The following is a 20,423-nucleotide window of genomic DNA, read 5'->3' on the forward strand; positions in this document are numbered from 1 at the left end:
TCCTTGTCGCGGAGGCAGACCCGTAGCAGGGTGTAAGGGCATGAGCGGCAGAGCATCTACCACCACGTCGTCCCCCGTCGCCACGTCCTCGGACCAGTTGCGCAATGTCGTGCTCGTCGGACCCAGCGGGTCCGGGAAGACACGATTGTTCGACCATCTGCTCGTCACCACCACCGCCGGGTATCGCCCACCGGCACGCGACGACCGGTCGACCCAACTGTCCGTGGCCGCGGTGGCCCATGGTGACGTGGTCATCAACATCATCGACACCCCCGGCTACCCCGATTTCGTCGGCGACCTGCGCGCCGGACTACGAGCAGCTGATGCTGCACTCTTCGTGGTCTCCGCAGCAGACGGCGTCGACGCAGGCACCCGACGGCTCTGGCACGAATGTGCCGCCGTGGGCATGCCTCGAGCCGTGGCCATCACCAAACTCGACGCTGGACGCGGCGACTTCGAATCCGTCCTCGCAGAATGCCAAGACGTTTTCGGCGACGGCGTCATGCCCCTGGCAGTCCCCCTCGTCGGCAAGGACGGCTCGCTGGACTGCACCGTCGACCTCGTCCTCGGCGAAGTCCACGACTACACCGGCCCCGAACGTCTCGTGCGCAAAACCGGCCCCGAACACATCGACATCTTCGACACTTATCAGTCCGGTCTGCTCGAAGGCATCATCCAAGAAGCCGAAGACGACACCCTGCTCGACCGTTACCTCGGCGGGGAAGACATCAGCTTCGATGTCATCGAAGCTGCCCTGCTCAAAGCCGTCGCACACGGCACCTTCCACCCCGTGCTCCCCCTCTCCGTAGGCACCGGCGCTGGCATCGACGTCCTCCTTCACCTCATCGAAAACGCTTTCCCCCCACCCACACTCCACCCCCTCCCCCGCGTCTTCACCGTCCAAGGCGCCGACGGCCCCACCCTGAACGCCGACCCCACCGGCCCGCTCGTCGCTGAAGTCGTCAAAACCACCTCTGACGCCTACGTCGGAGCCGTCGCCCTCGTCCGCGTTTTCAGCGGCACCCTCACCCCTGACGCTCTCATCCACGTCTCCGGACACATGGAATCCATGTCTGGACGCGAGATTGAGGGACACCACGACCATGACGAGGACGTCAAAGTCGGGCCACTCAGCTCCCCCCTCGGAGACACCCTGCGCCCCAAAGAATCCGCCATCGCCGGAGACCTCGCAGTCGTCGCCAAACTCCCCACCGCGCAAACCTCTGACACCCTCTCCGACAAGGAATCCCCCCTCGTCATGGAGCCCTGGGACATGCCCGACGCGCTCCTGCCGGTAGCGGTACGCGCCGCCACCCGCTCCGACGAGGACAAACTGCCGTCGGCGCTGCAGCGACTCGCCGCCGGTGACCCCTCACTGCGGGTCGAACACAACGCGGAAACCAGCCAGGTCGTGCTGTGGACGATGGGGCAAACCCATGCCGACATGGTCATGGACCGGTTGAAAAACAAACTCAACGTCAACGTCTCCGTCGAACCCTTACGCATCGCCTTGCGGGAAACCTTCGTCGGCTCCTCCAGCGGACACGGACGCCATGTCAAACAGTCAGGGGGTCACGGCCAGTTCGCGGTCTGTGACATCTCGGTCGAACCCAACGAGCGCGGCGCCGGGGTGGAATTCATCGACAAAGTTGTCGGTGGTTCAGTGCCAAGACAATTCATCCCTTCCGTCGAAAAAGGTGTCCGGGCACAACTCGAGAAAGGTGTCATCGCTGGCTACCCGATGGTGGACGTCAAGGTCACCTTGTACGACGGCAAAGCGCACTCCGTTGACTCCTCGGACGCGGCATTCCAGATGGCTGGCGCTCTAGCTTTGAAGGAAGCCTCTGCTAAAACCGGGACGACGACCCTGCTCGAACCCGTCGACCTGCTCACTGTCACCGTCTCCGATGACTACGTCGGCGCTGTGATGACCGACCTTCAAGGCCGCCGCGGCCGCCTTCAAGGCACGGAACCAGGAGATCAAGACGGGGTATCCGTCATCAAAGCTGAGGTCCCCCAGCTGGAACTCTCCCGCTACGCCGTGGACCTGCGCTCGCTGTCCCACGGGGCTGGCTCATTTACCCGGCAGATGGTCGGTTACGAACAGATGCCCACCACTTTGGTCAAGGAGCATCTGACCAAAGAGTGACCGCGTTGACGGTGCGGCATCGGCGTGATGGGGCCGGGACAACGTTCCGACCCCATCACGCTTGACGGAGAGATCATCGCGTCTGTGCCCCTCCTGACGCGGCCCCTCCTGACAAGACGTCAATGCCCAGGAGGAGCGTTATCAGGTGGGCTGATCGCTCGGCAAGGCGCAGCTGCCGTCACCACCAGGAAGCTGATGCCGGTGAGCTGCCACCCACCGATACACAGCAGCCGCAACAGGATCCACTAGTCGACTGGCCATCACCATCCCCCACGGTGCGAGCCAACGGTCTCCGTGGCGCATCGCGGCAGCGATGGCCAGGTGGCCAGCAGCAGGTGTCCCGTCTGTGTCCACCCACCGGACAGCGGTGAGACATTCCTGCCTGGTCAGGCCGAGGGCACTCAGATCGGCCTGCTGCCAGGGGGTCACGTCATACCGTCCACCTGAGGTGCGGGCCGCCCAGCGCGCCGACGACGTACAAAACCCGCAGTCACCGTCGTAAACCAGCACCGGACGCACTCGTGGCGGGACACCCAATGGGTCCTGCGGAGCAGACATCGCACTCACCGCCAGTTTTCGACGAGAGAGCGGCGAGCGTCCTCCAGGAGGGTGGGCAACGCTTTGGTCTGGGCGATGATCGGCAGGAAGTTAGCATCCCCACCCCATCGAGGTACGACGTGTTGGTGCAGGTGCGCAGCGACGCCGGCTCCAGCGACACTGCCCTGATTCATGCCGAGGTTGAAACCTTGGGGTCGAGACGAACGCTGCAATGCGCGGACCGCACGTTGAGTCAGGTCCGCAAACTCGGCTGTCTCCGCCACGGTGAGGTCGATGTACGACGCCACGTGCCGATACGGGCAGATCAAGACATGTCCGGGGTTGTAAGGGAAAAGATTCATCACCACGAAGCAGCTCCGGCCGCGGTGCACGATCAATCCGTCAGCGTCGTCCTTACCGGGCGCAGCACAGAACGGACATCCTTCGCCCGCGTCGGCGCTGGGGCGTTCCCCTGAGATGTATGCCATCCGGTGCGGGGTCCACAACCGTTGAAAACCATCATCGACCCGCGTGAAATCGCTTTCCGGCGCGGCATCGGTGACGGCATTCTCCTCGTACGGCGTGGTCATGTCTTTGATCCTAACCAGCGGCTGAGGGCGGCACTTCGCAGCGTGCGGGTGCGTCCTTGCCGTGTGCTCACCCCCCTGAGGGTCACGGGGGTGTGAGGCGCTCGTGGGGTGCGAGATATAGCAGGCGATCGCCCACTGGCCGGAAACCTGCCCGCCGGTAGAGGCCCGCAGCAGTCACGTTGCTACTCAACTGAATCCAGAGGACATGACGGTCACTGCACCAGTCCAGAGCGGCATGCACGAGGCTCTCCCCGACACCACTACGGCGCGCATCACGACTGACGTAGAGGGTGGTGAGGTGCGCCCAGGGGCGCCCCACCCGCCCAGGCTTCGGCAACGGAGACACCAGATGCAACATGACGGCACTCACAGGTCTGCCATCAAGTGTCTTGGCGAGCCAGGAGGGACGCCGTTCTCGTTCCGCCAGCCAGGCGTCGGCGTACCGGTCAAGGAAACCTGGCTCTCCGACACAGCCGTGCTCCCGGTGACGCTGAATCTCCAGGGCAGCGAGCGCGAAGGCGTCGCTGCACTCGGCGGGCGTCACCTGGGTCAGCTGGCGTTGGTCAGCTCCCACAGTGGCATGAAAGCACAGGTGTGGCGTCGGTGAACAGGGCAGGCGGCTTCTTCGAGTGACGTGTCGTCACTCGAAGAAGCCGCCTGTGATGTCCCGGTCAGACCTGCGCGCGGGTGCGGATCGCTGCGACGATCTTGGCGACCGCGGCGTCGATGGGCACGCCGTTTTCCTGTGAGCCGTCGCGGAACCGGAAGGACACCGCTCCAGCGGAACGGTCGTCTTCACCAGCGATGAGCACGTAGGGCACTTTGGATTTGCTGGCGTTGCGGATCTTCTTGGGGAAACGGTCGTCAGAGGAGTCGACGTCCACGCGCACACCTTCAGCGCGTAGTCGGGTGGCTACCTCGTCAAGGTATGGCTGGTATTCCTCGGCGACCGGGATGCAGGTGACCTGGACCGGGGACAGCCACACCGGGAAAGCTCCGGCGTAGTGCTCGACGAGGACACCCAGGAACCGCTCGATGGAGCCGAACTTCGCGGAGTGGATCATGACGGGACGTTTGCGGGTGCCGTCTGGTGCCTGGTATTCCAGACCGAAACGTTCCGGCTGGTTGAAGTCATATTGGATGGTGGACATCTGCCAGGTGCGGCCGATGGCGTCTCGGGCTTGAACGGAGACCTTGGGGCCGTAGTAGGCGGCGCCGCCCGGGTCGGGGACTAGCTCGAGACCGGTAGAGGTGCAGGCCTCTTCGAGGATGCGGGTTGCTTCGGCCCAGTCCTCGTCGGATCCGATGAATTTGTCGGACTGTGGGTCGCGGGTGGACAGCTCGAGGTAGAAGTCGTCCATCCCGAAGTCACGCAGCAAGGACAGCACGAAGTTCAACAGGTGTTTGATTTCGTCGCCTGCTTGCTCAGGCATGCAGTAGCTGTGGCTGTCGTCTTGGGTGAAGCCGCGAAGACGGGTAAGGCCGTGGATGACGCCGGATTTTTCATACCGGTAGACGGTGCCGAATTCGAAGAGCCGCATGGGCAGTTCGCGGTAGGAGCGACCCCTGGACCGGAAGATGAGGTTGTGCATGGGGCAGTTCATCGCTTTGAGTCGGTAGTCCGATCCAGCGCGAGTGATATTGCCGTCGGCGTCGCGTTCCTCGTCGACGTGCAACGGCGGGAACATGGTGTCGGAGTAGTACGGCAGGTGTCCTGAGGTGTGGAACAGCCCGTCCTTGGAGATGTGCGGGGTCCCGACGTAGAGGAAACCCTCGTCAATGTGCCGCTGGCGGACGTAGTCTTCCATTTCCTTTTTGATAACCCCGCCTTTGGGGTGGAAGAGCGGCAGGCCGGAGCCTAGTTCGTCGGGGAAGGAGAATAGGTCGAGTTCGGCGCCGAGTTTGCGGTGGTCGCGCTTCTCAGCTTCTTCCAGGCGGGTTAGGTAGGCCTTCAGCTCATCTTTGCTGGGCCAGGCGGTGCCGTAAATGCGCTGCAATTGGGCGTTCTTTTGATCGCCACGCCAGTAGGCGGCGGCGCTGCGCATCACTTTGAAGCCGTTGCCGAGGACTTTGGTGGAGGGCACGTGCGGGCCACGGCACAGGTCATACCAGACGACATCGCCCTTGCGGTCGATGCTTTCGTAGACGGTGAGCTCGTTGCCGCCGATCTCCACTTCGGCGCCTTCGGCCACGGCCGAGACATCACCGTTGGTGTTGCCGCCTTTGAGACCGACCAGTTCGAGTTTGTAGGGCTCGTTCTTGAGCAGTTCGCGGGCTTCGTCTTCAGTGACGACGCGGCGACGGAAGGTCTGCCCGGAGTTGATGATGCGCTGCATCGTTTTTTCGAGCTTCTTCAGGTCTTCCGGGGTGAAGGGGGTCTCCACGTCGAAGTCGTAGTAGAAGCCGTCTCGAATGGGCGGGCCAATCCCGAGGCGGGCGCTGGGGTTGATCTCTTGGACGGCTTGGGCGAGGACGTGAGCGGCCGAGTGTCGGAGCACGTCGATGCCGTCGTCGCTGTGAAGCAAGACCGGTGTGACGTCGACGCCGTCTTGGACTTCCCGGAAGAGGTCGTGGACCTCGCCGTTGACCTTGGCTGCGATGATGTCTTTGGCGCCGTCGAAAAGGTCGCCGTAGGTAGTGCCCTCGGCCACCGCTCGCTCGGCTCCGGCGATTCTGACGGTGATCTGGCTGGGCACGTCGGCTCTCCTCAGATGGGGCGGCGAAAGTGGCCGGGATGGCACACCTGCACCAGGGTATCCCGTGGGGCTTCAGCTGCCCTCATTGATTCCATCGGGTACGGCGACCCCTGGTTAGGCTGGTCGGATGCTTGCTGCTGTGATTCCGATGCTGCGTTGTCCGATCTGTCACGGCGCGATGACGGGGCACAGCGGCACAGGCAGTGGGGTGCAGCCGTCGCGGGTGGGTTGCGATTCCGGGCACATGTTCGATGTGGCACGGCAGGGGCATGTGAGTTTGTTGGCGGGTCGTCGCCGCCATCAGGGTGATGACGCAGCGATGGTGGCGCACCGGTTATCTTTCCTGAGCGGCGGACATTATCTGCCGGTGGTGGCAGCTATTCGTGACTGCTTGGGAGACGTCTCCGAGCAGGGTGTCCTGCTCGATGTGGGTGGCGGTCCAGGGTGGTATGCCGCGCAGCTGTTGGCAGGCTGGCCTCGCTGGTCAGGGGTGAGTGTGGATGTGTCAGTGGCGGCTGCGCGACGGGCCGCCAAGGCGCATCCACAGTTGGGGTCGGTGGTGGCGGATGTCTGGGAGTCGCTGCCCTTGATCGATGGGGCAGCGACGGTAGCGACGTGCGTTTTTGCCCCCCGCCACGGAGCGGAGTTACGTCGGGTCCTGGCGCCAGAGGGCCGTTTGGTGGTGGTGACCCCGGGCCCAGATCACCTGGAGCAACTGCAGGGGCCCTTGGGTTTACTCGCGGTCGACCCGGATAAGGAGGCCCGGGTCGCCGAGGCACTGTCAGGGTTCGTCCGGGAAAACACGGTGGTGGTACGGCGGACGATGCTGCTGGATGGCGCGGCCGTGCACGATCTGGCGTTGATGGGGCCCTCGGCATTCCACGTCAATCGGGAGGCTCTAGCAGAGCAGGTGGCCTCATGGACGTCACCGGTGGTGGTGACCTGCTCGGTGGCGGTGACCTGCTATCGGGCAGACATGTCACCGTCAGACCACGGCACTTCATCGAGACTTTAGCTGAAGTTAGGGCAACCTTATCTTGTGACAACAAGACATCAACGGTGAAATACTGCCGGTATCTCAAGGCAGAGGAGGCGGTCCCGTGCAGACATCACCGACGCGCTGGGCGACCATGGACGGCAATGACGCGGCAGCTCGGGTGGCGCACGCGCTGAGCGAAGTGATCGCGGTGTATCCGATCACGCCTAGCTCGGCGATGGGCGAATCAGCCGACGCCTGGAGCGCCGCCGGGAGAACCAACCTGTGGGGCGCCGTCCCAGAGGTCGTGGAGATGCAGTCCGAAGGTGGCGCCGCCGGCGCCCTGCATGGCGCCGTCACCAAAGGCGTGCTGGCCAGCACCTTCACTGCCTCACAAGGCCTGCTGCTGATGCTCCCCAACATGTACAAGATCGCCGGTGAACTCACCCCCGCGGTCATCCACGTGGCCGCCCGAACCCTGGCCACCCACGCATTGAGCATTTTCGGTGATCACCAAGACGTCATGAGCGCCCGGATGACCGGCTGGCTGATGCTCTGCTCATCATCGGTCCAAGAAGCTCAGGACATGGCGCTGGTCGCGCACGCCGCGACGCTGCGCTCCCGAGTCCCCGCCGTCCACTTCTTCGACGGTTTCCGCACCAGCCACGAAGTCAACAAGATCCAACTGCTGGATCAGGACGACATGCGCGCCTTGATCCGTGAAGAGGACGTCCTCGCTCATCGTGCCCGCGGCTTGACTCCTGATGCCCCAGTGCTACGCGGCACCGCCCAAAACCCCGACGTCTTCTTCCAAGCCCGTGAGGCCTGCAACCCGTTCTACGACGCTGCCCCCCAGATCGTCGCGGAATGTTTTGACGAACTCGCTGAACGCACCGGTCGGCGCTATCACCTCGTCGACTACGACGGCGCCCCCGATGCCGAAGACGTCATCATCATCATGGGATCAGGGGTGGGCACCACCCGCCAGACCGTCGACGCGCTGCAAGCGCAGGGCCGCAAGGTCGGCGTCGCCACGATTCGGTTGTACCGCCCGTTCCCGGTGACTGAACTCATCGAAGCCCTCCCCCGCAGCGTCCGTCGTATCGCAGTGATGGACCGCACCAAGGAACCCGGCGCGACCGGCGAGCCCCTCTTCCAAGATGTCCTCGTCGCCATCGCCGAACACAGCAGCCACTTCAGCCACGGCATGCCCACCGTCGTCGGCGGCCGATACGGACTGTCCAGCAAGGAATACACCCCGGCGATGGCCAAAGCCGTCTACGACGAGCTCGCCCGCCCCACACCAAAACCCAGGTTTACTGTCGGCATCACCGACGACGTCACCCACCTGTCCCTCGACGTCGACTCGACATTCCGCCCCACCACCGGAGCGCTCTCCGCCGTGTTCTACGGCCTGGGATCAGACGGCACCGTCGGCGCCTCAAAAAACTCGGTGAAAATCATCGGTGAAGACGACGGCCGATACGCCCAGGGCTACTTCGTTTACGACTCCCGCAAATCCGGCGCCACCACCGTCTCTCACCTCCGTTTCGGTGACACACCCATCGACTCGGCATACCTCGTCGATGAAGCCGACTTCGTCGCCATCCACCAATTCGACCTGATGTCGCAGATGACCACCCTCGACATCGCCAAACCCGGCGCCCCCGTCCTCATTAACTCCCCCTACGGTGCGACCGAGACATGGGCAAAACTGCCCATCGAAGTCCAACACATCATCATCGACCGCGGCCTCAAACCGTACGTCATCGACGCGCTCGCCGTCGCCCAGAAAGCCGGGCTAGGCAAACGCATCAACACCGTCATGCAGCCCTGTTTCTTCTACCTTTCCGGCGTGGTCCCCCAGGAGGACGCAGTCCCCCGCATCAAAACAGCCGTGGACAAGACATACGGTAAGCGCGGCCGCACCATCGTGGAACGCAACTGGGCAGCCATCGACATGGCCATCGACGCCCTCGAAGCCCTCCCCGTTCCCGCTCAGGCCGGAGGCGACATCCACCGGATGCCACCGATGGCACCGGAGACACCCGACTTCGTTAAAACAGTCACCGCGACCATGCTGCGCGGCGAAGGCGACCTCCTGCCGGTGAGCGCGCTGCCGGTCGACGGGACCTGGCCGACTGGCACCAGCAAATTCGAGAAACGCGGCATCGCCGAACAGATCCCCATCTGGGACCCAAACCTGTGCACCGACTGCGGCAAATGCGCCGTCGTGTGCCCCCACGCTGCCATCCGCATCAAAATCATGCCCACCGAAGCCCTGGCTGACGCCCCCCAGACATTGCCCTCCAAAAACTACCGCGACCGCACCTTGAAAGATCACCAGCTGATCGTGCAAGTCGCCCCCGACGACTGCACCGGCTGCGGAGTCTGCGTCGACATCTGCCCGGCCCGCAGCAAAACCGAAGTGAAACACAAGTCAATCAACATGGAAGACCGGCGCACCCACCTGCAGGACGAACGCGCTAATTTCGACTTCTTCCTCACCATCCCCGAAATCGACCGGACGGCAGTGCGACACGACCAAGTCAAAGGCGTCGCCCAACTGCAGCCACTTTTCGAATACTCCCTGGCCTGTTCAGGATGTGGCGAAACCGGATACATCCGCACCTTGACGCAACTCTTCGGAGACCGCATGGTCGTGGCCAACGCCACCGGATGCTCCTCCATTTACGGCGGCAACCTGCCCACTGCGCCGTACGCCAAAAACACCGCCGGTCGCGGACCCGCCTGGAGCAACAGCCTTTTCGAAGACAACGCCGAATTCGGACTGGGAATGCGCCTAGCCTGGGAGCAGCAAAACTCCGAAGCCCGCCGCTACCTGACCCACCTGCGTGACAGCCTGCCCGACGGATTAGCCGACGCCCTCCTCCACGCCGACCAATCCGCAGAAGGCGGCATCCAGGCACAACGAGGACGCGTCGACCAGCTGAAGACCGCCCTCGCCGGACGCACCGACCCCGACACCGTGGCACTGCTCAGCCTCGCCGACGAACTCGTCGACAAATCCGTGTGGATCATCGGCGGCGACGGATGGGCCTACGACATCGGGTACGGCGGCCTCGACCACGTCCTCGCCTCCGGCCGCAACGTCAACGTGCTGGTCCTCGACACCCAGGTCTACTCCAACACCGGCGGCCAAGCGTCCAAGGCGACCCCGCGCGGGGCGGCGGCGAAGTTCGCGGCCTCCGGCAAGGGCACGCCGAAGAAAGACCTCGGCATGATCGCCCAGGCCTACGGCAACGTCTACGTCGCCCAAATCGCCTTAGGCGCCAACCAGCAACAAACCATCCGCGCCCTGTTGGAGGCCCAGGCCTGGGACGGGCCGAGCCTGATCATCGCCTACTCCACCTGCATCGCCCACGGCATCGACATGGAAACCTCCATGAGCCACCAAGCCGACGCAGTATCCACCGGATACTGGCCGCTCTACCGATTCCGGCCCAGCGATGAAGAACACGCCCAACCGCTGCGACTGGACTCCAAAGCCCCCGTCGGAGCAGTCGCCGACTTCATGGGCCAAGAAGCCCGATTCGCCATGCTCCGCCGCAGCAACCCCGAACGCGCAGAAGAACTGTTTGCCCTCGCACAACAAGACGTCGACGAACGGTGGCGCTACTACAGCCAAGTCTCAGACGTGAAACGAGCCCTCCCCGCCGACCGCAGCGACCCCGCTGCCACACCAACAGCCTCACCCACCGCAGACAGCACCCTGCCCACCGGCCCCGCGGAAGGACGGAAATCATGACCACCTCCCCCGACACCGCCGAAACCGCGCTCGCCGGACCCGACCTGAGCTCCTCCTACCTTGGGCTCGCACTGCACAACCCACTCGTAGCCTCAGCAAGCCCGTTGACCCGCACCGTCGACTCACTACTCGAACTACAGCAGGCCGGAGTAGGAGCAGTGGTACTGCCCAGCCTCTTCCAGGAAGAGGTCGAAGCAGAAGAACTCGAGTCGATGAAACTCCTCGACGTCGGTGACGCCTTCGCCGAGTTCGAATCCGCGCCCCTCTCCGACGTCGACGCGTCCGGACTAGGCACAGAACGACACGTCACTTTGGTCGAAGAAGCCAAAGCAGCGTTGTCCATCCCCGTCATCGCCAGCGTCAACGGCACCCAGCCAGGCGGCTGGGCCCGGTACGGCGCGATCATGGCCGAAGCCGGCGCCGACGCCATCGAACTGAACCTCTACGCCGTCAACACCGACCCAGCAGAAGACTCCAACACCGTGGAGAGCCGCTACCTGCACATCATCGAATCAGTGAAATCGGTGATCGACGTACCACTAGCGGTGAAACTCAGCCAAAACTTCCAGTCCTTATCTAATTTCGCAGCGCGAGCCACCGACGCCGGCGCAGACGGACTAGTGCTGTTCAACCGTTTCCTCGGCCCCGACCTCGACCTCGACAACTTCCAGGTGGTCCCGCGAGTGGCGCTATCCACCCCGGGAGAATTACGGCTACGCACACGGTGGATAGCGATCCTGCGCAGCCAACTGCCCCACATCAGCCTCGCAGCGACCGGTGGTGTGCACAGCAGCGCCGACGTCATCAAAACCCTGCTCGTGGGGGCTGACAGCGTCTACCTGGCGTCAACGTTATTGCAACACGGACCGCAGAAAATCACCGAATTAGTGGAAGGACTACAGTCCTGGATGGCCGAGCGAGAATACGACTCGGTGCAACAGCTGCGCGGCAGCATGAGCCTGTCCTCGGTGGACAACCCCGGTGAATTTGAACGCGCACAATACGTCCAGGCCATCACCACCTGGTCGCCAGAGAACTGAGGGCGTTATTCACGAGGGTTTTTGTGGCGATGATGATTATCAGCCGAGTTGATTAAGTTCGAGTCGAGTGATAATCCGAAGCAACTCGCTTGAAATGTGCACCTCTCCCCCATACATGTAATCCTCGGAGTTCTGAAATATTTCAGAAATGGAATGTGCCCAGGTCTGAAAGTTGATCGAATGGGTGACCAGTGTCCTGAGTTTTGGTCCGGCAAGATATTTCCTACCAGCACAGGCGGAAAGGAATTGACGATCCGCTTAAGAGGGGCACGAATGACTCTCCTAGCCCTTCGCACCCCTCAACATGGCGATGATCAGAATAACCGATATTACGTCGAGGGCGACTGAGGCGGCAATAGGTAGCGCGTGGGAATATTCCATCAGTATCGGAGCTAGACCCACACCCAAGGCGTTCCCAAACTGTGTTGCCGTATTTGACCATCCGAAAAATGGGGCGATGTCTTGATCTGGGAGTCGCTTGGTTGCCTCACCGCTTAGGAGGCCAATACTGTCGACTCCGACTATGGCTATAGCTACTATGACGAGGCCAATCGCCAGCGGGGTACCGGTAAGGTTGAGCGCTAAGGTGAGTGGAATGGGGGCAATGAGCGTGGCCAGAAGAACTGCCCCAGTTTTGTTGGCATCTGCCAGTCGCCCCCAGAGTGGCGCCAGCATCATGGTTGCAAGGGCCGCAGCGGTTGATATGGTTGCCAAAACCGGCGCCGCGGAAATAGCGCCAGAAATGCGGGACAGAGTTAAGGGGAGCCAGGTCCCTATGAGCATCGAGAAAATCGTCAAAGTAAAGATGACGGAAATGGGGATCCAGACCAACGTGGAGAATGACTGTCTGGCCTGCGGTTCGGCTGACTGAAGCTCAGGCTCGGCCTTGACGTTAGGTGCAATTAATGCGGCGCCGAGCGTGATGAGACTGAGCAGTGCCGATGCTAAGAAGGCCAAGCGGAAACTGTTGGTCCTCCAGACGAGGACAGCTCCGAGGGCTGGTCCTGAAAGGGCGCCAGCGGTCCTGAAGGATGTTATCCATGAGAGGTCTCGATTTCTTGTTTCAGGATTGCTAATTTGAGCGAGAGCACTTGAGGCTACCGGAACGAAGCCGGAGGCAACGCCAGCAAGGCACCTGGAAGCGAAGAGACTGGACACATTGGTGGAGTATGCACATAGAGCGTAAGCCATGCAGATCATCAATGATGATCTGATGAGCATCGATTTGGATCCATTTTTTTGGCTAGTCTGCCCCACAGGGGAGAGAATATACCGCTAAGTATGAATGAAATCGCCAGGGTGGGCCCCGCCAGGGGTGATCGCGGGTCTATCTGTGCCAGATATAGAGGCAGAAGCGGAACTGCCATAAAGTAGCATGTGGAGGATGCCAGAATAGCACCCAATAGGATGGGTCGTGTTACTTTGGAATTCATCTGAATGATCGTGGGCAGCGGCGGTTTTGACCTTCCATGCCACTCACTCGCATATTCTACGGATCAGCGCAAGTTCCGAAGACAGGTTTTTGGCCATCTCCGGGTCCGCAATCTCATTGCAGTCGAAATGGATGTCATCCTGCTTGTCGCTCATGATTACTCTTTCTAGTGGGGCACCAGAAGGCACCTGACTTCCGGACAGGTGCATCAGTTCCCACAAAGGGAGAGTAGCGGGGTCTGTCGTAGTCTGGGTGTTTTCCTATGGTGTTGATCAATCCGCTGTATTTGTGGAGGCTTTGGTGGAGGGTGCCGTCATAGAGCGTGGCTTACAGGACGTTGCAGCGGCGTCGTGCTAGCCCGGATGTTGCATGGGGGGGTGGTGTCGGCGTAGCTGGTGTTGTTGCCGCGTGAATGGGGCTGATTCTTGCATGTGGGTATGACCGTGCCAGGTATGTCGCTGCCGGTGGGTGTTGTCTTCCACGTGAGGAGAGCGTGCGTGTCTCGAAGGGTCAGGGTGAGTACCCGCGTCAGGTCCGCTCCGCCATCAACAACGCCAGCTGAACGAAGCTCAGGGCTGGTAGTCCTCGAACTCCCAATGGCCGAACCGAGCGAGTTTCTCCGCGACCTCAACCCAAGTCGCGCCTTCGCACTGCCGCACATGTCTCTCGATGTACGACCTCAGCACCGGCCAATCGAAGCGCTCGACAACCAGCCGATGACGGCCGTCGACGACCGTGTCACGACTCACCTTCTCAGCCAACCAGCCCAGGTTGCACACGATTACATCGAACGACTCCTCGCCCAGTCCACCCTCTGGACCGGCCAGGATGCGCACCCCCACCTCCCAGTTCTCGCACTCAGGAGCCCAAGTGCCGAGATCGTCGACATCAAGACTGCCAAGCCAGCGAACTGCCGCCCTCACGGCATCTCCAAGATGTCCAAGTGCCCGTTCGTCATGAGGACTCCCAGCGAGACTCGAAGTGGGACTGCCACTTATCCAGCCTGAGCTGATAGCTCGGCTGCCACCATCGGCGCAGCCCATCCTTGCTAAGCCACTTCCCATCGCTAGCTGTACTTCCCCGGCAGGTTGTGAAGGGCTGAGGTAGCGAAAACCTCCGGGCAGGATGTGGGTTACCACACTCGCATCCTGACCACGGAGGTCTTCGTGTCTCACGCTAACGCGCCTTTGAGGCCAGAGGGGCGTCGTCGTCTTGTTGTTCTCGTCGTGGACCGGGGCTGGTCGCTGCGGCGAGCAGCGGAACGGTTCCAGTGCTCGCCGGCGACCGCCAAGCGGTGGGTCGACCGGTATCGAGCCGGGCTGCCGCTGACCGACCGCAGCTCCAAGCCGCAGACCTCGCCGAACCGGTTGCCGCGCAAGACCGAGCGGCGGATCGTCGCGTTGCGGTTCACTCGCCGGTGGGGTCCGCATCGGATCGCGTATCACCTGCGCCTTGCCCGCTCCACGGTTGGTCGGGTACTGGCCAGGTACGGGATGGCGAAGCTTGCGAACATCGACCAGGCCACCGGGCTGCCGGTCCGCAAGCCGAAGCCGAAACGGTACGAGGTCGCCACACCGGGCCAGCTGGTGCATGTGGACATCAAGAAGCAAGGCCGCATCCCCGATGGCGGCGGCTGGCGCGCCCACGGGCGCGGGTCCGCGCAGGACCGTGCCGCGGGTTCGGTCCGCGACAAGACCGCACGGGCAGGCGCGGCAGGCTCTCGCGGGTACCGATATCTGCACCACGCCGTCGATGACCACTCCAGGGTGGCGTACTCGGAGATCCTCGACGACGAACGCAAGGAGACCGCGGCCGGGTTCTGGACCCGCGCAAACGCGTTCTTCGCCGGCCTGGGCGTCACGGTCACCGCGGTGATGACCGACAACGGCGCCTGCTACCGATCCCACGCCTTCGTTGACGCTCTCGGACAGGACGTGAAGCACAAGTGGACCAGACCCTACCGGCCGCAGACCAACGGCAAGGTCGAGCGGTTCAACCGCACTCTGGCCGCCGAATGGGCATACGCCAAGCCCTACACCAGCGAAGCCGAACGAGCCGCGGCCTACGAGACCTGGCTGCATCACTACAATCACCACAGACCCCACACCGGCATCGACGGCCAAACCCCCTCAGAACGCGTTCACAACGTCACGGGGAAGTACACCTAGGCGCCGGCCTGGGCCGACTTCGGCAACGCGTTCAACACGTTGGCGATCTTGTGGAACCAACACCGCTGCTCACGGGTCTGTCAACGGCGGGTGAAAACTGAGCAGATGTCGACGGCTTAAAACTGAGCAGTCTGAGCACGCGCCGACGGTCGTGTGTGTCCGACATCACTCTCGTACGGTGAAGCTGGAGTCGTGGTCCTGGTCACGCACGGTCCTTCGGAAGCCAGATAGCCGCCGAGTTCATGGTCGCCCTCAACTGTCGAACACGGGAGGTTGGGCGGGGGCGTCGTCTCAGCAGGCTTGATGGTGTGGGCGTTCGTAGGGTGTGGCCATGGAACCGATGGTGCCCGTCGAGGAGCTGTCCGCCCGAGTGTCGCCCCGTGATGACTTGTGGGGGTGGGTGAACGACTCCTGGGCGGCCTCGGACCCGATCCCGGCCGACCGCGCCAGGTACGGGCTCTCGGACGCCAAGCGGGCACAGGTCGCCGCCGAGCTCGCCGCCATCGTGCGCGACCAGGACGCTCCTTGCGCCGTCGCCACGCTGAACCGCCTGTGGACGGACACGACCACCCGCGACAGGGTGGGGATCGAGCCGGTCCGTGACGAGCTCGACGCCGCGGCGGCGGTCGCCGGGCCGGACGACGTGCTCATTGCTTGGGGGTGCCTGCAGCGAGACGGCGTCACCGGCCCGTTCGAGGTCCACGTCCTGCCCCGCGAGGACGACCCGACCCGCTGGCAGGTCTCGCTCTTCCAGGCCGGCACGACGCTGCCCCCGCGCCTGCACGCACGGCACCGGGACGACCTCGCGACGCACGCTCGTGCCCTGCACGCCGCCGCAGGGCTACCCGTCGGTGACGCCGACGCAGCCCTGCGGGTGGAGGATGCCCTGGTCGCCGTCGCATGGGCCGATCCCGAGGGTGACAGCGACGAGGCCCTGCACCACCCCCACCCGTGGACCGACCTGGCCAGTACGGCCTGCGCGCTCGGCCTCGACCTCGGCGGGTACGCGCAGGGCCTTTCCGTTCCCGACGTCGCCCTGACGCCGCGGTTCGTGTGGAACCTCTGCCAGCCCTCCTACGCCGCCGGCCTGGGCCGGCTCCTGGACGAGCTGCCCCTGAAGGACTGGCGGGCGTTCCTGCGCTGGCGGGTCCTCGCCGACCGCGCCCACCTGCTCACCACCGAGCTGGACGACCTGGCGACACGGTTCCGGGATTGCACCGTGGCCGGGCAGTCCGAGCCCACCCCCGCTTGGCGGCGCGCCGTCGCCGGGGTCCAGGCGAACCTGCCCATGGACCTCGCCCACGCCTGGGTCCAGGCCCACGTCGACCCCGCACGTCGGTGTCCCACGCGACCCCGAGCGCGTCGGCGATGCGGGCCATGGACAGGTGGGCGACCACGAGCCCTTCCAGCGCCCACGCCAGAGCCGTCTTGGTGAGCTTGCACCGCGGCGACGCCGCGCAGGAGAGGTCTTGGCGCCACACGTGCCCGCAGCCGGTGCAGCGGTAGCGGCGCAGCCGCACCCGCAAGGTCGTCGGGCGCCACCCCAGCGGCGCGTGGGCCAACTCCCGCACCGTAGTGTCCCGTACCCGTCCTTCGCAGCCGCAGCGTCGGCACCAGCGGTCCTCGGCGACGACGCGGCAGGCCAGCACCGCCTTGTAAGGTTCCACGCGTTGCCCCACGGCCTGCAGTCCAAGGTCGTCCAAGCCGGTGAAGGTGGTCAGATCGGGGTCGGCGAAGGTAGCGTCGCGCATGTCGAGGTCTTCCAGATGCGACGTTAGGAACAAGCTTCGCCCAGCGACCCCCGCGATCCCTCCTCTGCGTCTAGGCTGATACGCGGTCCCCCGAGTCGAGTCGAGTCGTACGAGAAGGAACTGGAGCTGAGTACAGGTGTCAGCGATATCCCAAGCAGCTACCAGACAAGAATGGGACTATACGTCCCTTGCGTCCTCGTATGCAGACCGTCCCGGTTACTCCGACTCAGCGCTTGATGCTGTCGTAGCGGTCGCGGGTCTTCGTAGAGGGGACCGCGTGTGTGATGTTGGGGCAGGAACAGGTCACCTGACGGTGCCGCTCACCGCGCGCGGCCTAAAGGTCGACGCTGTCGAGCCAAACGATGCCATGCGTCGAATTGGCGGCGACCGCGCGACAGGAGAATCAGTACGCTGGTTTAACGGCACCGGGGAGCAAACGAGTCTCTCAAGCGGCGCGTATGACGCAGTCACGTTTGGCTCATCATTTAACGTCACTGAACGACAACTAGCCCTACTTGAGGCTGCGCGATTGCTGCGCCCCCGGGGCTGGTTTATTTGCATGTGGAACCATCGAGACCTTCAAGACCCACTGCAGGCAGGTATTGAGTCCATAATCCGCTCGCACATCCCAGAGTACGACCCAGGTATTCGCAGATCCGATCAAAGTTCTGAGATCCGCAAAAGCGGCTTGTTCGACGAGTGTGTTTACCTCGAAGGTCGACAGGTGCACCTCGTCGATCGCGATAGGTGGGCCAATGGCTGGCGCTCACATGCAACTGTTCAGCGTCAGGCAGGTGCGGCGTTTGACGACATCATCGGCGATATTAACCGGTCCTTGGAGGGTCTTCCGCAAACCATCTCCATTCCCTACACCACGCGCGTCTGGCTGGCGCGTAGCCGCACCAATGAAGGCGCCTAAGGGCTCCGCTGCGCGTAGCAACCTACTGAACTTCAGCTTGCTGATCGGAGACAAAGCAGCAACGTTGGCCGCTCTGCGGCCGTTCCTGCGCGAGGGAGCATTTCTCCCGCATCTCACGATTACGCGCTCCGCGTGGCATGAGGACCCAGAACAATGCCTTGACGACATCGAAGCTCGCCAGTGGGTCGACGGCTACGCGGTGCGCAGTTCAGCGTCTAGCGAAGACTCATTGGAGGGTTCTCATGCTGGCGTTTTCGACACCGTCCTGCGAGTCGGTGACCGGAGCGCGCTGACGCACGCAATCGACAAGGTCTTCAAATCCTATGACCGTCGCCTGCTTCGCGACCCCTCGGAACGGGTGCTAGTGCAGCCAATGGTGCGCGACGCACTCTTAAGTGGCGTGGCCTCATCCTTAGATCACGTTCGTTCAGGACCTTACTGGGTATTGAACTACTCAGCTGGCGCCGACACGACCGCTGTCACGTCCGGAACTGGACACGTCATTACCTATTACATTGCGCACGGCGCCGAGCGGCGGAGGATCGATGCCAGGCTGGATGACCTACTGCTTGACCTCGACGCCCTAAACACTCTAATGGAGGTTCCCTTCGAGGTGGAGTTTGCTGTTTCCCCCCGCTGGGGAACGGTTATTTTACAGGTGCGCCCTCTGGCGGGTCTGACCCAACCCACACCCGCTGCTAGCCAGCTTCTGACATCAGTAGCCCGAGATGTCAAGTACTACCTGAATCCTTCACGTGATAGACCGGCTCACCAACAGTATCCCGCCGGGAACGGGCCGACGCTTCTCGGAATCATGCCAGATTGGAACCCCGCGGAAATTATCGGCACCCGACCCCGCCGCCTAGCGACATCACTCTACCGAAACCTGGTTACTGATCGTGTCTGGGCCCATTCACGAATGAAATACGGCTATAAGGACCTCACGGGATTTCCCCTTTTAGTGGAAATCCAAGGGCTGCCGTATATCGACGTGCGAACAAGCTGCGCCTCCCTAATACCAGCAGCGCTGCCGCCTCTACTTACTCGACGCCTAGCAGATCATTATATAGCTGCGCTCCGTAGTCACCCTGAGCTCCACGACAAGCTGGAGTTCGACGTTGTGCACTCGATGTGGGGGCCTGCATCCAATGCGCGGATGGAACGGCAGCTCGCGCCTGACTTCACGGGCAAAGAGCAAACCGAAATCAGAAACGCACTTATCGCCTTGACTAACGACCTGATCGATGGGACGCAGCCATGGCGCGCTGACCAGCAGGCCATTCGCAGCCTCCCTGGAAATACCCGACGCGCACTGAAGGCGCCTGAGGGGACCGTTACTCGAATCGAACAGCTACTCGACCCCTGCCGGAAATATGGCACTGAACCCTTCGCCGGCCTGGCCCGCGCCGCGTTTATAGCCACGGAGCTGCTGGCCCAAGCGGTTGAGGTTGGCGCCCTAACGGCGGCCGAGCGTGATTGCCTGCTGGCTAGCGCCGCAGGTGGAGTTACAAGCGACCTCGTCGAACAGCTTAAGTCAGACAGGGACGAATTTCTGCGTGTCTACGGGCACCTGCGGCCCGGAACATATGATATTTTGTCACCCCGCTATGACGAGGGTCTCGACAGGTATTTCGGCGGTGCGGTGCCCGAGCCACCGAAGACGCTGCGCGCCTTGACAGAGCAACCCATCCCCCTAGATGAGCTTTCTAAGGCACTCCGTGGGGCCGGACTTGACTTCGATGCGCTGACATTAGTCCGCTTTGCTCAGCAGGTAGTGCGAGGGAGGGAGACGAGCAAATTAGCATTTACTCGCAATGTGAGCGATGCCCTGACTTCCATCAAATATTACGCGCACGATCACGGCCTGTCCATAGACGATGCAAGCCATCTCAGTCTCAATGATATACTGCGCAACCCTGACGCCATGGAGCTGGCGGAACTAGCCGCAGAGGGTCGCGAACAGTGGCATCGCGCCCAGCAGATCGTACTGCCTCCACTCGTTGCGGACTCAGCAGATGTTTGGTGCATGCAGTTACCGCCCAGTAAACCCAACTTTATTACCTGCGAGCGAGTCATCGCGGACGTGGCAGATATTGAGTCGGGCGCCGACCCTGAGTGCCGAATCGCTCTCATTCGTTCCGCCGACCCGGGCTATGACTGGATATTTGCACGCGGTGTCGCTGGCCTGATCACCGCATACGGGGGGGTTAATTCCCACATGGCTATACGTGCCCGAGAATTCCATGTGCCTACTATGACCGGAACCGGCGAGCAGATGTTTAACCGGCTTCGAGCCGCTGCCCGTCTTGAGTTGGACTGCGGGGCTCAGACGGTGAGAATACTGCAGTGAAGATCATTTTTGCCACTCAGAGGCTTCTGCGCAATGACCCGTACGG

General features: G+C 62.6%; 14 protein-coding genes and 1 pseudogene. 8 read left to right on the forward strand and 7 right to left on the reverse strand.

What is annotated here, in order from left to right; genetic code table 11:
- The first annotated feature begins 40 nt into the window (after window positions 1-40).
- The gene (locus KEM60_RS12210) at window positions 41-2,149 is read left to right on the forward strand and encodes an elongation factor G-like protein EF-G2 (protein ID WP_219107878.1); all 2,109 of its coding nucleotides are present in this window, start codon (window positions 41-43) and stop codon (window positions 2,147-2,149) included.
- A gap of 141 nt (window positions 2,150-2,290) precedes the next feature.
- Here KEM60_RS12210 and KEM60_RS12215 read toward each other — a convergent pair whose 3' ends face one another.
- The 4 genes from KEM60_RS12215 to thrS all read right to left on the reverse strand — a co-directional run bounded on the left by KEM60_RS12215 (window position 2,291) and on the right by thrS (window position 5,972).
- Entirely contained in the window at window positions 2,291-2,707 is a 417-nt protein-coding gene (locus KEM60_RS12215) for a thiol-disulfide oxidoreductase DCC family protein (protein ID WP_219107879.1), read from the reverse strand.
- Window positions 2,708-2,712: 5 nt separating this feature from the next.
- Entirely contained in the window at window positions 2,713-3,276 is a 564-nt protein-coding gene (locus KEM60_RS12220; RefSeq protein WP_219107880.1) for an HIT domain-containing protein, read from the reverse strand.
- An 82-nt stretch (window positions 3,277-3,358) separates the two neighbouring features.
- A complete protein-coding gene (locus KEM60_RS12225; protein WP_219107881.1) occupies window positions 3,359-3,820 on the reverse strand; it encodes a GNAT family N-acetyltransferase in 462 nt (153 codons plus the stop codon).
- Between the two features lie 127 nt (window positions 3,821-3,947).
- The gene (thrS, locus tag KEM60_RS12230) at window positions 3,948-5,972 is read right to left on the reverse strand and encodes a threonine--tRNA ligase (protein ID WP_219107882.1); all 2,025 of its coding nucleotides are present in this window, start codon (window positions 5,970-5,972) and stop codon (window positions 3,948-3,950) included.
- 127 nt (window positions 5,973-6,099) lie between these two features.
- Between thrS and KEM60_RS12235 the strand changes: the two genes are divergently transcribed.
- The 3 genes from KEM60_RS12235 (at window position 6,100) to KEM60_RS12245 (ending at window position 11,757) form a co-directional block, all read left to right on the forward strand.
- Window positions 6,100-6,987, forward strand: coding sequence for a putative RNA methyltransferase (locus KEM60_RS12235; RefSeq protein ID WP_219107883.1), 888 nt, complete (start codon window positions 6,100-6,102; stop codon window positions 6,985-6,987).
- Window positions 6,988-7,072: 85 nt separating this feature from the next.
- On the forward strand, window positions 7,073-10,717 hold the full coding sequence (nifJ, locus tag KEM60_RS12240) for a pyruvate:ferredoxin (flavodoxin) oxidoreductase (protein WP_219107884.1): 3,645 nt from the start codon (window positions 7,073-7,075) through the stop codon (window positions 10,715-10,717).
- On the forward strand, window positions 10,714-11,757 hold the full coding sequence (locus tag KEM60_RS12245; RefSeq protein ID WP_219107885.1) for a dihydroorotate dehydrogenase-like protein: 1,044 nt from the start codon (window positions 10,714-10,716) through the stop codon (window positions 11,755-11,757). The genes nifJ and KEM60_RS12245 overlap by 4 nt, the downstream gene beginning before the upstream one ends.
- A gap of 282 nt (window positions 11,758-12,039) precedes the next feature.
- On the opposite strand, the gene KEM60_RS12250 is transcribed toward KEM60_RS12245, so the two are convergent.
- Both KEM60_RS12250 and KEM60_RS12255 read right to left on the reverse strand, forming a co-directional pair.
- A complete protein-coding gene (locus KEM60_RS12250; protein ID WP_255574567.1) occupies window positions 12,040-13,014 on the reverse strand; it encodes an MFS transporter in 975 nt (324 codons plus the stop codon).
- 744 nt (window positions 13,015-13,758) lie between these two features.
- The gene (locus KEM60_RS12255) at window positions 13,759-14,112 is read right to left on the reverse strand and encodes an Imm8 family immunity protein (protein WP_219107887.1); all 354 of its coding nucleotides are present in this window, start codon (window positions 14,110-14,112) and stop codon (window positions 13,759-13,761) included.
- Window positions 14,113-14,355: 243 nt separating this feature from the next.
- Between KEM60_RS12255 and KEM60_RS12260 the strand changes: the two genes are divergently transcribed.
- Window positions 14,356-15,357, forward strand: a complete 1,002-nt coding sequence (locus KEM60_RS12260; protein WP_219107888.1) for an IS481 family transposase — start codon at window positions 14,356-14,358, stop codon at window positions 15,355-15,357.
- 340 nt (window positions 15,358-15,697) lie between these two features.
- Window positions 15,698-16,792 carry a M13 family metallopeptidase N-terminal domain-containing protein gene (locus KEM60_RS12265; RefSeq protein WP_255574661.1) on the forward strand — a complete coding sequence of 365 codons (1,095 nt, stop codon included), beginning with the start codon at window positions 15,698-15,700 and terminating at the stop codon, window positions 16,790-16,792.
- Here KEM60_RS12265 and KEM60_RS16620 read toward each other — a convergent pair.
- Window positions 16,695-17,108 (reverse strand): annotated as a pseudogene (locus tag KEM60_RS16620) (ISL3 family transposase); the annotation flags it as partial. The gene KEM60_RS12265 and the pseudogene KEM60_RS16620 overlap by 98 nt on opposite strands.
- Before the next feature lie 136 nt (window positions 17,109-17,244).
- Between KEM60_RS16620 and KEM60_RS12275 the strand changes: the two are divergent.
- Both KEM60_RS12275 and KEM60_RS12280 read left to right on the forward strand, forming a co-directional pair.
- Entirely contained in the window at window positions 17,245-18,027 is a 783-nt protein-coding gene (locus tag KEM60_RS12275; RefSeq protein ID WP_255574568.1) for a class I SAM-dependent methyltransferase, read from the forward strand.
- Between the two features lie 37 nt (window positions 18,028-18,064).
- On the forward strand, window positions 18,065-20,377 hold the full coding sequence (locus tag KEM60_RS12280) for a PEP/pyruvate-binding domain-containing protein (protein WP_219107892.1): 2,313 nt from the start codon (window positions 18,065-18,067) through the stop codon (window positions 20,375-20,377).
- Window positions 20,378-20,423 lie beyond the last annotated feature (46 nt).

Source organism: Austwickia sp. TVS 96-490-7B, assembly GCF_019331795.1.
Classification (GTDB): domain Bacteria; phylum Actinomycetota; class Actinomycetes; order Actinomycetales; family Dermatophilaceae; genus Austwickia.

Excerpts from the sequence above, each read along its gene's own strand:
- KEM60_RS12265 (WP_255574661.1), top strand. The coding sequence starts at position 15,698 with ATGGTGCCCGTCGAGGAGCTGTCCGCCCGAGTGTCGCCCCGTGATGAC.
- KEM60_RS12210 (WP_219107878.1), top strand. The coding sequence starts at position 41 with ATGAGCGGCAGAGCATCTACCACCACGTCGTCCCCCGTCGCCACGTCC.
- KEM60_RS12220 (WP_219107880.1), bottom strand. The coding sequence starts at position 3,276 with ATGACCACGCCGTACGAGGAGAATGCCGTCACCGATGCCGCGCCGGAA.
- KEM60_RS12215 (WP_219107879.1), bottom strand. The coding sequence starts at position 2,707 with ATGTCTGCTCCGCAGGACCCATTGGGTGTCCCGCCACGAGTGCGTCCG.
- KEM60_RS12245 (WP_219107885.1), top strand. The coding sequence starts at position 10,714 with ATGACCACCTCCCCCGACACCGCCGAAACCGCGCTCGCCGGACCCGAC.
- KEM60_RS12235 (WP_219107883.1), top strand. The coding sequence starts at position 6,100 with ATGCTTGCTGCTGTGATTCCGATGCTGCGTTGTCCGATCTGTCACGGC.